General features: G+C 57.3%; 7 protein-coding genes. 5 read left to right on the forward strand and 2 right to left on the reverse strand.

From position 1 onward, the window contains the following. Nucleotides 1-527 precede the first annotated feature (527 nt). Both NB063_RS05275 and NB063_RS05280 read right to left on the reverse strand, forming a co-directional pair. Nucleotides 528-2,516, reverse strand: a complete 1,989-nt coding sequence (locus NB063_RS05275; RefSeq protein ID WP_250927707.1) for a sodium/solute symporter — start codon at nt 2,514-2,516, stop codon at nt 528-530. Further along, the gene (locus tag NB063_RS05280) at nt 2,513-2,827 is read right to left on the reverse strand and encodes a DUF485 domain-containing protein (protein ID WP_250927708.1); all 315 of its coding nucleotides are present in this window, start codon (nt 2,825-2,827) and stop codon (nt 2,513-2,515) included. The genes NB063_RS05275 and NB063_RS05280 overlap by 4 nt, the downstream gene beginning before the upstream one ends. Before the next feature lie 387 nt (nt 2,828-3,214). Here NB063_RS05280 and NB063_RS05285 point away from each other — a divergent pair, with 387 nt between their 5' ends. The 5 genes from NB063_RS05285 (at nt 3,215) to NB063_RS05305 (ending at nt 12,467) form a co-directional block, all read left to right on the forward strand. Further along, on the forward strand, nt 3,215-4,705 hold the full coding sequence (locus tag NB063_RS05285) for an anthranilate synthase component I family protein (RefSeq protein WP_250927709.1): 1,491 nt from the start codon (nt 3,215-3,217) through the stop codon (nt 4,703-4,705). 123 nt (nt 4,706-4,828) lie between these two features. Next, a complete protein-coding gene (locus NB063_RS05290) occupies nt 4,829-5,440 on the forward strand; it encodes a DUF3467 domain-containing protein (protein WP_250927710.1) in 612 nt (203 codons plus the stop codon). 201 nt (nt 5,441-5,641) lie between these two features. Next, nucleotides 5,642-9,181 carry a hypothetical protein gene (locus NB063_RS05295; protein WP_250927711.1) on the forward strand — a complete coding sequence of 1,180 codons (3,540 nt, stop codon included), beginning with the start codon at nt 5,642-5,644 and terminating at the stop codon, nt 9,179-9,181. A 99-nt stretch (nt 9,182-9,280) separates the two neighbouring features. Further along, the gene (gene purD / locus NB063_RS05300; RefSeq protein WP_250927712.1) at nt 9,281-10,600 is read left to right on the forward strand and encodes a phosphoribosylamine--glycine ligase; all 1,320 of its coding nucleotides are present in this window, start codon (nt 9,281-9,283) and stop codon (nt 10,598-10,600) included. A 463-nt stretch (nt 10,601-11,063) separates the two neighbouring features. Further along, the gene (locus NB063_RS05305; protein WP_250927713.1) at nt 11,064-12,467 is read left to right on the forward strand and encodes a UTP--glucose-1-phosphate uridylyltransferase; all 1,404 of its coding nucleotides are present in this window, start codon (nt 11,064-11,066) and stop codon (nt 12,465-12,467) included. The last annotated feature ends 132 nt before the right edge of the window (nt 12,468-12,599 follow it).

Here is a 12,599-nt window from a genome sequence, read left to right on the forward strand (position 1 = left end):
CAACAACATCCGAGGCGCAACGAAAGCACCGAGCCGATTAAGGCAACCAACAAGAGGAACCGCGTTTGAAAAACGAAAATTGAGGTCGTGTGCACTGAAGGTGGCGGTAACACCATCAGGGCGACCAATGTGTTCGTGTGATCTAATGCTCACACAAACGGCAAGTCCTTGCCAAAAAGATTCCCATCCAACGAGTCAGGGACACACCTGTTACATTGTCAAACCGGGTGTCGCACCAAAAGTGTGAGACGGTTGGAGAATTACTCCGGCCCGGCTATCGTGCCAATGATTCGAATATTTCGCGATCGACGCCCAATCGAAACCATCGTTTATGGATTGATTGGGTGAGGCCTCACGCTGAAAACAGTAAATAGTCTTCGAGTTTTCGGGGGCCATGGAAAGATCGGTACAGTCGGCGGGCTTAGAAAAATCCCGTAACCGAACCAATGCCATTTACCCGAAATATAGGCGACTCTTGGGAGGTGTCAAGGCGAGTTCGCCTCAAATTCGCCCGCCTGCCGGTTTTTTCAACTGTTTGCCGTGCCGTTTTTTCCGGTCATCAGGGACACCACCACCAACGTCACCAACGCCAGCGGAATGGTGACAATTCCAGGTTGGCTGAATGGAATCGGACTACTCGCCGGATCGATCCCGTAAACCTTGCCGAAGGTGTCTGCGGACAACAAGATCCATCCCAGCGAACTGAACATGCCCACCACGACACTCGCAATGATCCCGGCCGCAGTCGTGCGTTTCCAGAACAACAACATCACCAAAGCCGGCAAATTTGCGCTCGCGGCGATGCTAAACGCCCAACCGACCAAATAACTGACGTTCAGGTTTTGAAATAGAATCCCCAGCAAGATGGAAATTGCCCCGACCACCACCGCCGCGATCTTGGCTACCCGGACTTGATTCCCTTCGGAGAAATTGATTCCCAGTACGCCGCCGAGCAAGTCGTGGGCGACCGCACCACTGCTGGCCAGAATCAACCCGCTGACGGTCCCCAGCACGGTCGTGAATGCGATCGCCGAGATAATCGCAAACAATAAATCGCTGATGCCGCGGGCCAAAAGCGGCGCCGCCATGTTGCTGTTGGTCACATCGAGCGTGCCGCTGGCCATCGCCCCGAGCCCCAAGTACAGCGTCAACACGTAGAAGAATCCGATGCTGGCGATCCCCACAATCGTGCTCTTCCGCGCTGCGGCGGCATCCTTGACCGTGTAGTACCGGATCAAAATGTGTGGCAGCGACGCGGTCCCGCAAAACAACGCGAGCATCAACGACAGAAAGTTAACGCGGTCGGCCCAGCGACCGCTGCGAATCCCCGCAAATGTCGGATGCTCACCCGGACGCAGGACCCGAGCGCCATCAGTCGGCTTCTGATAATAGACCATCGATACCGTTCCATCGGCGTGCGGAATCCGGTCGCTGCCCCACAACACCACTTCGCTGCGACGCAGCACGTCAAAGAACTGAACCGGTCCGAGCGGCCCGGTCGTCTCGGCATCGCCATCGCTTGACTTCTGCGATGAAAACTCATCAGGCAAACGGCTCAACTGGCCAACGGGCTGCAGCGTCCGTTCGCCTTCTTGATCACCCATGGGTAGCCCGCCGATCAACGTGACGCCGTCTGCATTGACCGTCTGCGACTGTGCCTCCATCAGATAAACACCGTCACTACGGACGTCGACTTTATATACGTCGAAACCGTCATCGACCGTTGATGCAAAGCGGACATATTGGCCCGAATTCAGCCAACCGTCTTCCGAGTCCCCGCCCGCAAAAAGCGAACGCCCCGCTGCTACAGCAACTCGCCCCGCATCATCAATCTCACCGCTGGCGTTGACCACCCCGGAATCGAGCGGCCCGATCGTTTCAAAAGCATCGCGATCGGTTTGAAACCCTTGCTTCAACACCAGCACGACCAACACCGTGCTGAAGACGACTAACAACGAGCCCTTGAGAAACTGCACCCACGTTGTCGACACCATTCCGGCCGTGACCACGATCGTAATGACGACGCACCCGACCAAGACTACGCCCACCCAATGCGGGAACCCGAGCAGCGGCTGAATCAAAACGCCCGCGCCGACCATCTGCGGGATCAAATAAAACACGCTGACAATCAACGTGCTGATCCCAGCGGCTGCTTTGATTCCACGCGAATTGAACTTCGCATCGAGAGCATCGGCAAAGGTGAATCGGCCCAGCCGTTTCATCGGTTCGGCGATCACGAACAACGCCACGATCCACCCGGCGAGATACCCGATGGAGTACAGAAAACCATCGTACCCATAGGCCGCGATCATCCCGCAGATTCCCAGGAACGAGGCGGCCGACAAGTAATCGCCCGCGAAGGCGACCCCGTTGATGAACCAAGGAATCTGACCATGCGCGGCAAAATACCCCGCAGACGATTTCGCTTTACTGCCTAGATAAAAACTCAGTCCGACGGTGAAACCGACAAACAGAAAGAACACCACCACTGCTGTAATCGAGGGATCATAAATCATTTCGTGTCCCCCTCGCCGTCACGTGACTCGGCACTTGTGCGATCCACTGCTGCACTTTCTGAATCACCCCGCAACGCGAATCCGTAAATGAATGCCATCACGATCGCGACGATGATCAGCCCAAACCCATAAACGATCGCGAGATTCAAACCCGCTACCACGACCGTCTCCATCGTGTCAGCGGCAAAAGCGTTGAGCAGAACGAAGCCGAGGTAGATAAGCGTGTAAACGGCAAACAGCGATAACCCTAAACGCGACGTGGCGGGTAGACCGCTCGAGCCTGACGGTGATTCGGATCGGTTAGCAGACAAAATGGTCAATTCTTCTGTTAGAAGTCTCGGGAAGTAAAAACTTTCGCCAAAGGATAACTGATCCCGAGCTCTATGTGTTTGCTCGTCTACACACCAATTCTTCGATCGCATCCTCGCGATGTTCCTACGAACCCTAAAATACTGAACAACGGCCGCGGCATACTGAACAACAGCAGACCGCTGTATTGGCGATTCGATTCGCTCACCGATCGACACAAATGCCGACACCGAGCGTTTCTCGACAAACCTGGCATGGGTGACGTAGGATCTTGATTCCACCGCGAACAAGATCGCCGAAACCGATACCGGAATGCTGTCCAGTTTTCCGTTGGACAGACGCGCCCCATCGCCGCCCCATTTTGCAACGCGACACAGGACATCCCCCCATTGCGAACCGGAAACACGATTCCCGTCGCTCGCCAGCTCGATCTGATTCACTCCTGCGATCTCTCGCCGGTGTTTGATCGGTTGCGAATGCTTCCGCACTGTTTGTGGCTGGATTCGGCATCCGACAACGGGTTCGACCGCGGAAGGTACTCGTTTCTAACTGCTGACCCTGTCGCGTGGTGCAGCGCGGACATGGACTCCCCCAACCCCTGGCCCGTTCTGCATGAATGGTGTCGCAAGCTTCAACACTTGGCACCTACATACACCACCCGATCTGACGAGGCCACCGCTGCACTGCCGCCATTCTGGGGTGGCATCGCAGGCTTGCTGGCATACGAATCCGCTTGGTGGCTCGAACCGACACTTCGTCACGATCCCAAACGGCATGCTGATTCAACAACACCAAACACAAGCATCCCCGGACTCGCGATCGGCCTTTATGACTGGACAATCGCGGCGGACCACCAACTCGGCCAAGCCTGGTTGCTGAGCACGGGTTTGAGCGAAACCTTTGAGCTCGATCCTGACCGAGCGAATCATCGCGCTGACCAAGTGATGCGGTGGATCGAAGGCGAAAACACCTCCTTGGCCGGCAATGACACGAAACCGTTCACAGGGGCCGGGCAGACGGGTCGACAGGCCGTGACGAGCAACTTCACCGATGAAAGCTTTGCCGCTGGTGTCCAGGACATTGTTGAAAGGATCCACGGCGGCGACTCGTTTCAAGTCAATCTCGCTCAAACGCTATCGCATCCCGCGACCTGTGGTTCGGCAGAACTGTACGGTCGACTCCGCCGAATCAACCCGGCGCCTTATGCCGGATATTTTAACGCCGGCGAATACCAAGTCATCAGTTCGTCTCCAGAAGGTTTCCTGCAGGTTCGTATCGGCTCCGAGGGCGAACGCACCGTCGTGACGCGGCCGATCAAGGGGACGGTAGCTAAGACCGGCGACGAAACGCTGGACACGCGACTCGGCGCTGAGTTGCTCGCCAGCGAAAAGGATCGTGCCGAAAACATCATGATTGTCGACTTGATGCGCAACGATCTCTCGCGCGTGTGCACCGACGCCAGCGTCGAGGTGACGAAACTTTGCGAACTCGAACGCTACCAGCGGGTTCAACACCTTGTCTCGACGGTGCGTGGCGTGCTCGATCCGGATGCCACCGTCGCTGACCTGCTGGCAGCATGTTTTCCAGGCGGCAGCATCACGGGTGCGCCCAAGGTGGAAGCGATGCGGACGATCGCTGAACTCGAAAATCGTTCACGGGGGCCGTACTGCGGATCGCTCGGATACGTCAGCCTCAGCGGCGCCGCGGATTTCAATATATTGATCCGCACGGTGACCCAGCGGCGGACTTCCTCCGGTGCGTCGGTTTGGGATTTTCCGGTCGGCGGCGGGATCACCGCCCGCAGCGACCCGAAACGCGAAACGGAAGAAACCTGGGTCAAAGCGGCCAGCCTCCTCGAAGCGATCACCTCGGCAGGCTAAGTTCACTCCCTCCGAGTGTTCGGAGTCGTGTTACGGCGATCCGTGTCGCAGATCGCCGCCGCCTCAATCCCCCACTCACCCAGACCTCCACCTGATTGGTCCTCCCATTCACTGGCCCTGCTCATGAATTCCGAAAACTCTGAACCGACTCCCGAAATTCCCGCACCGGACGAAAATCCCGCGCTCCGCGCCCGGGTACCCGAGCACGTCGCCGGCGGATGCTTCAGCACCGGGGCGATCGTGATCACCGGCCCCAACGAATTCATCATTGATTTTTTACAAACGATCGGCCGGCCCCATCGCGTGGCGTCGCGGGTCGTGATTCCCCACGCCGTGATGCCTCAGTTCGTCGAAGCTTTGCAAAAAAATCTTGATATCTACCGGGGCCGATTTGGGGATCCGCCGGCCCCGCCGACCAATCAGAACCCGGATCAAAAACGCCCTACTCCACAAGAGATCTATGACGACCTCAAGCTGCCCGATGAGGTTTTGTCGGGGGTATATGCCAACGGGGTGATGATCGGACACGGGGCGACCGAATTCGGCCTGGATTTTTTGACCAGCTTTTTTCCGCAATCCGCCGTCAGCGCCCGCGTGTTTTTGGCCTCAGGCCAGATCCCTCGACTGCTCGAGTCGCTCAAAGGCGCCGTTCGTCAGATCCAGGAACGGCAGAATCCACCCCCTCCGGGCCAGGAACCGGGTGGCCCAACCGACACACCCGATACCGACACCTGAATCGACATAAGTCCATCGACTTGAGCGGAACCCCGAATCGCTACCAACCGCGATGACAGTGAACGACTCTGCGACGATGCGAACTGTCGCACCCCCGCCCGCTTTGTCTTTTTCGCACTTTTGCTAAGCTGAGACGCAATGAGAAAGATGCCCTCGGGGCGACTCTCACTTACAACCGTGTCCGAGTTCGGGAGACTCTCCATGTCATTGCTTCGTGACCCCGCAGATTTGCAGCGAGCTGTGGGTTGGGACGCCAGATTGGCTTCTTCGCCAGCGGAACGCCAACGCCGTCAAAGCTATCTGACTTTTCAACTCGCGATGGCGGGATTGACGCCACCACACGAATCGGAGCAGGAGCACCCCGAATGGGCACTTCCTCCAGAGCTGCTGGAAAGTTTCCGCGAACGCAACGCGATCCTCAGTCAACACCAGCCGCCGATCGACGGCCGCATCGAAGCATTCTTGGCAACTTACTTTGCCGGCTGCAAAGAAGTCGAATCACTCAAACTGCCCCATCGCTCGTTATCTCTTGACCGCCACGGCTTGGCCAGAGAACTCAGCCTACCGGTAGGTAAAAACAACTTCGAAAGCGATCTGGTGAAATCCTATCGCTGTTTCAACGGCGTCTTAAATAATCCGAAGTCGGACCGCCGAACCACGGCGGGCACTTTTCACGTCGTCGAAGGCGGATTGCCCATCCCCGGTGACAAACGTGCCGTTCCCAAGGAAACCTTCATCAAGCTATTTCAAGCGGCGATGAAACCACCGGCTGAGGACTTGATGCTGCCGTACACCGCCGACATGCATGATCCGGCCCGCACCTGGGTCTCACTCATGCTGCGACCACTCGTGGCACCGGCCGTTCCTGGTGTGAGCGAGTTCAAGACGATGGAGACTCGATTCTTCACGCCCGGCATCAACTGCAGCAACCTCGACTTCGTCGAATCGATCTTTGGCAACGCCGGCGACCCACTCGTAGCCGGCGGTGACGCAGGACTCGATGTGGTGCACTGGAGCGGCCACACCGGGTGCGTGATTCTTGCCACCCACCTGGTCAAACTGACCAAGAAAGAAGTTGGCCTGCCCCATTACGATGATGCTACCGAACGTCAACGACGCGACCGGATGTGCTGGAAGTCCGAATCCGAACTCTACAACGACGGCTCGGCGTTCAAGCTGACCTGCCGTGACGAGTCCGGTGTGATTGTGACTTTGATCGCAGACAACTATTACGGTTACTGCAAGAAAGAAGTCAAAACGCAACTCAGCTACGCGGCCAATTTGATGGGCGGAGCTGAAGAAGAACACGCCGGTGGAGCTCTCGCGTTCGCCTCCTATTCGCTCGGCGATCACTTCCAAGTCAAAAGCCGACTTTACAACGGCCAGACCTTTGCGGAGGTCGCCGAAAATTGCAGTGACTTCATCGATATCCAACCCGAAGGTTACGGAATCGATAAGCTGCATCCCGAGGTGATCTACATTCCCGAAAGCGCATTCGCGTCACTGCACCATCGGCACATCCGTTGGAAAGATGCTGCGGGCGTGACGCAATCGATCCCGTTGTCTCCCGAGCAAATCTACATCGCACCGAGCGGTTACAAACTGCAATTGGCGAAACACTCCAACGCACCGAGTTGGCGATTGATCGGAACGGCCGGTGAGGGCGTGTTCTGCCACAAACCATGTACCGTGAGCGGTGGTGGTAAGAGCGAAATCAGCAAGAGCCTTCGCGACTACATGATCTACGGCCCGATCTTTGTCAAAGACCACGACAAAGACTTCGCTTTCGTCGACGAGATTTTTGCGAAGGATTACAGCACTCGTTGGGCTCCCGGCGCCGCTGGTGCGAAGGTCTACGCAGAACGCCCGACCCGCAGAGTGCTCGACCCGAAACGGTCGCTCGGTAGCGTCATCAAACTGCTCACCCCGTCGCCCGAATACAACGATGCCTACAACAAATGGCTGGAAAGCATTCCGGAACACGTTTACGCAATCGCTTTGATCGTCAAACGATTTATCGGCACCAGCCCCGAATCGAACTGGCGCGAGCAATTCCGCGTTGATATCGTCAACGGATCACCCGGTCACGAATTGAAGATCGGCGACCGCACCCTTGTGGGAACCTACTTGCGTGTCGGCTTGATGGACGCCCGCTGGCGAACCTTCAAACTCCGCCAGGACTTCATCGCCGCGGCCAAGGTGCAGCGTGAAGATGACATCTCGGCAAGCATCATCATTCCCGCCACCAGCATCGAGAACTTGGGGTCGATGATCGCCGAATCGGGGAGTTACAAGTTTGTCGAGAACTGTGAATATCGCTTGTTCCAGCGTCCCGACGACGCGGTTCATCGCGGACTCGACAAGCAAACCGAATTGGACCTCTCTGGCCCAGGCAACTTTATTAGTAACTTCGAACCGCTGACGAGCAGCCAAGCCCGCGACATCACTCGCGATGCGATCGAGTTCGATAAATTCACCGGCCCGATGGGGCAGTTGCTCGAAGAGGCGGCGGCCGCCGAAGATGGTTTCGTCGTCAGCACCGCTGACCCGCGAATCGTCAACGGTGCCCGCACGAAGAACCCACGGTATCTCCAAGATCGTCCCGACATGGTTCGTTATCTGGATACCTACGTGGCGATGCGGGGCATACAGTTGAATCGCAAACTCAAACCGGGCGCACCCGTGCTGACTCCGGTCGGCGCCGTGCTCTCGGGACGTCGCAATAATCCACCGGATCGTGACGCCGGCATCCGTTCGCTCGCCGTCTACTCACCGCTGCACTACCAAGAGCTGCCTGAGTTGATCATGGATTACGTGTGCTCACTGACGGGCAAGAGCCCGAGCACCACCGGTGCGGGCAGTGAAGGCGCACTCACCAAGGGTCCGTTCAACGCGTTACACCCCGCGATCGACCTGAACTCCGCGATCGTATCGATGGTGTTGACGCAGTTGGGCGGATTCAGCACGCCGGCGGGATACATCGGGCCGCACTTCGAAGTCGGCCATGATATCTCGTTGTTGATCCCAGAAGTTTGGTGCCGTATGTCTCCCGCCGAACGCGATCCTAAGAATCTCATCGCCGACGGAATGCTCGAAAAGATCGAAGATTTCACCTACAAAGGCACTTTGATCCCCGGCAGCCGATTGGGCTATCGAATCACGGAAAAGTTCGTGCGGACTTATCTCGCACGTGTCTTCGACAACCCGGTCAAAGTCTTCACCGAATCTATCCTGCGTCCCGAAACGCAAGACGAAGATTCGTTCGCCGACGGGATTTTGCAGATCGCCGAAGCCCAAGCTCGTGTATCGAAGAACTACTACAACGATTTCGGTTACGAACTCGCGTGCCCGCCGTTGCGAGCGGTCCTCGACATCATGGTCAAGGGCGAACACAACGGGCACACGATCGAGTCGCCCGAAGTCCGCCGGTTGTTTGACCGCGATGTGCTGATCTCCAGCGATTGGTATCAGCGGCGTTTGACGACAAAACAGGCTCGTGATATCGAGCACTGGAAAGCCTGCGAAGAACGGCTGAAGACGTACATTGCATGCCGGGAAAATGTCGAGGCGGTCGAACGTCTCGGACTGAAGGCACGTTTGGCGTACGCCTCCGAGCAGCGTCAGATCGCCGAATCGGACAAGTATGTCAAGTCGCTCGTCGGCACGATCGGGCTCGACCCCATGTCTCCGACACCGACCGATCCGGTTATGCTGGACAAGCTTGCTACCACCACTTCGTAAGAGTCGCGAAACCGAACTCGCCGGAGTTTTGAATTAATCATCCATTGATCCAAAGTCTGGCGACTTCGGGCCACACCTTTCCCCACCTGTCCGTCTTCCATGAATTCAATGAACGTTTTGATCGTCGGCAGCGGCGGTCGTGAGCACGCGCTGGCGTGGAAAATCAACCAGAGTCCGCGGGTCGACAAAGTTTTTGTCGCTCCCGGCAACGCTGGCACGTCCGTCGACGCGGTTAATGTGGACATCCCACAGTCCGATCACGAGGCGCTGATTGAATTTGCAAAGTCGAACAACGTGGGATTGGTCGTCGTCGGCCCGGAAGCACCGCTGGTCGCCGGATTGGTTGACGACATGCAGGCCGCGGGGCTGAAGGTGTTCGGCCCATCGAGCGCCGCGGCGGAACTCGAAGGCAGCAAAGTGTTCTGCAAGAACCTGCTGCGTTCGGCTGATATTCCTACCGCGGACTATCGCGCTTTCCGCACCGCCGATGACGCGATGCGATACATCAAAGACCGCTACAGCGAACCGACCGATCCGGTCAATGTCGTCGTCAAAGCCGACGGTTTGGCCGCTGGCAAAGGCGTCGTCGTTTGCGAAACACGTAGCGAAGCACTCGAGGCGATCGACCGGATCGCCGCTCGCAAAGAGTTCGGTGCCGCTGGCAAAGAACTGATCATCGAAGAGCGATTGACCGGCCCCGAAGTCAGTGTGTTGGCGATCACGGACGGCGAAACCATCCTCACACTCCCGACGGCACAAGATCACAAACCCGCCCACGATGGCGATACCGGCCCGAACACGGGCGGCATGGGTGCATATTGCCCGGCTCCCGTTCTCGACGAACAAACACTCGCCGATGTGGAATCCGGTATCCTCGTCCCAATCGTTCACGCGATGAAGCGTGCCCGACGCCCGTTCAAAGGCGTCTTGTACGCCGGCCTGATGCTCACCCCCGCGGGCCCTAAAGTCCTTGAGTTCAACGTCCGCTTCGGAGACCCCGAATGCCAACCGCTGCTGATGCGTTTGCAAACGGATCTTGTGGACGTGATGGAAGCAACGGTGGACGGGCGCCTTGGTGAACTCGACGGTTTGACGTTTGACCCTCGTCCTGCGATCTGCGTCGTGATGGCCAGCGAAGGCTACCCGGGCAACTATGAAAAAGGACACACAATCACCGGCATCGAAAACGCCGACGCGATGGAAGACGTCAAAGTCTTCCACGCCGGTACGAGCCTAGTTGACGGCAACGTCGTCAACACCGGCGGACGTGTCCTGGGCGTCACCGCCATGGGAGACACAATCAGCGCGGCGAAGCTGCAAGCGTACAAAGCGGTCGCCAAAATCCGTTGGCAAGGTGCTTGGTGCCGCAAAGATATCAGCGACAAGGCACTCGCCGTCGTCCAACTCGAACGATCTTGAAATTGCAACGCGTTTCGACGCTAGCGTCAGGTTGTTGCCCTCCGGCACGACGCGAAACAACGTGTGGTTGAATCGAGATTCAGGATTTGAACGATCAATTCGTAACCCCAGCCTTCAGTGAGGGATTACGTACCATTCCTCACACGCGTGTCGAGTTTCGAAATCAACACGCCGGTAAGCGGCCTACCAGCGTGCACTGCCCGGGGGCTTTACAGGTCACAGCTCACTCGTAGGTTTTGTAGTCCAATGAAACGAATTGCCCGCTAAAGCATTTTCATAAACCATGTAGGTCGACATCCCACCGGACCGCCTCGATTCGGCCGGTAGGAACCGGCTCTCCATCCCCTCTTAGTTTTCAGTATGCTTTGAGCGGCGTCAATTTTGCATCGCAACGGTTCTGACCGCGAACCGTATCAAGTCTCGTCCGCCCACCGTTTCCGAAACCTTCTTTTGATCACGTGTCATGCCCACCAACATCGAAGAACTCACCGAGATTCTGGCTCCGTATAATCAGACCCACGTGCTTCGTTATTGGAACGAACTCGACGCGGACGCGCGGGAGTCTCTCGCCGCCCAAGTCCGAGCGATCGACTTGGACGAATTGGAACGTCTGATCAAGGGCGAAGACGAGCAAATTGACTTTGCCGAAATGGCCAAGGGTGCCACGCTCCCACTGGCCGTTTCCGCCGACGGAACGGGAGTGGATTGGTCGCCCGAAGCAGCCCGGAAACGTGGCGAAGAGGCCCTCCGAGCCGGTGAGATCGCCGCCATTCTCGTCGCCGGTGGACAAGGCACGCGGCTCGGTTTCGATTCGCCCAAAGGCATGTTTCCGGTCGGCCCGCTGAGCGGACGAACCCTGTTCCAAATTTTCGCTGACCGTTTGCTCGCGACCCAACGCCGTTACGGTGTCGCGATTCCCTGGTACATCATGACCAGCGAAGCGACCGACGCGGACACGCGTGCCTATTTTGAATCGAACGACAACCTTGGTCTCGCCGCAGACCAAGTCATCATTTTCAAACAGGGCACGATGCCCGCCGTCGATGCTGAATCCGGCAAACTACTGCTTGCGTCGAAAGATTCCCTCGCACTCAGCCCCGACGGACACGGAGGCACGCTCCGCGCACTCGATCGCAACGGATGCTTGGAACGAATGAAAGCGAACGGACATAAACACCTGTTCTACTTCCAAGTCGACAACCCACTCGTCACGCTCTGCGATCCCGAATTTATCGGTCATCACTTGCTTTCTGGAAGCGAAATGACCTCGCAAGTCATTCGCAAACGGTATCCCAAAGAGAAAGTGGGCAACGTCGTTCAGGTCGATGGCCGAACTCACGTGATCGAATACAGTGACCTGCCCGACGAAGCCGCCGAAATGACCGACGAGACGGGCGGACTCAAATTGTGGGCCGGCAGCATCGCCGTCCACCTGTTCGATGTCGCCTTCCTCGATCGAGAACGTAACAACGCCACGTCGCTGCCGTTTCACCGGGCGAACAAGAAAGTCCCTTATCTCGCCGAGTCAGGCGAATTGGTCGAGCCGGAGACCCCCAACGCGACCAAATTCGAAACATTCATCTTCGACCTGCTGCCATCCGCTGAACAGACGATTATCTACGAAGTCGATCCGGCCAAGGCGTTCGCACCGGTCAAGAATGCGGACGGTGCCGAAACGGACACCCCTCTGCTCGCCAAGCAGGCGATTGCGGATCTGCATCGTGGCTGGATCGAACAGGCCGGCGGTAAGGTGGCTCCGGGCGTCAAAGTCGAAATTAACGCTAAATACGCACTCGATGCCGGGGAACTGGCTGCGAAGTTACCGGAAAATTTTGGGGTCGACGCGGACCAATATTTTGACGCGTAACTAAGCTATTAGGGACGACCCATTGCGGCCGGCAACCGTAGAAAGACCAGATCGTTTGCGAGAAAAACCGATCACTTCGGCGTCGGGCGGGGTTTCATCCTCACCGATTAGCGTCCCGCCTCCCCAAGCTTC

The organism is Aporhodopirellula aestuarii (assembly GCF_023701485.1).
Taxonomy (GTDB): domain Bacteria; phylum Planctomycetota; class Planctomycetia; order Pirellulales; family Pirellulaceae; genus Rhodopirellula; species Rhodopirellula aestuarii.

What these genes read in the sequence shown, in the direction of transcription:
- NB063_RS05275 (WP_250927707.1), bottom strand. Translation starts at nt 2,516, where the DNA reads ATGATTTATGATCCCTCGATTACAGCAGTGGTGGTGTTCTTTCTGTTT.
- NB063_RS05290 (WP_250927710.1), top strand. Translation starts at nt 4,829, where the DNA reads ATGAATTCCGAAAACTCTGAACCGACTCCCGAAATTCCCGCACCGGAC.
- NB063_RS05295 (WP_250927711.1), top strand. Translation starts at nt 5,642, where the DNA reads ATGTCATTGCTTCGTGACCCCGCAGATTTGCAGCGAGCTGTGGGTTGG.
- purD (WP_250927712.1), top strand. Translation starts at nt 9,281, where the DNA reads ATGAATTCAATGAACGTTTTGATCGTCGGCAGCGGCGGTCGTGAGCAC.
- NB063_RS05305 (WP_250927713.1), top strand. Translation starts at nt 11,064, where the DNA reads ATGCCCACCAACATCGAAGAACTCACCGAGATTCTGGCTCCGTATAAT.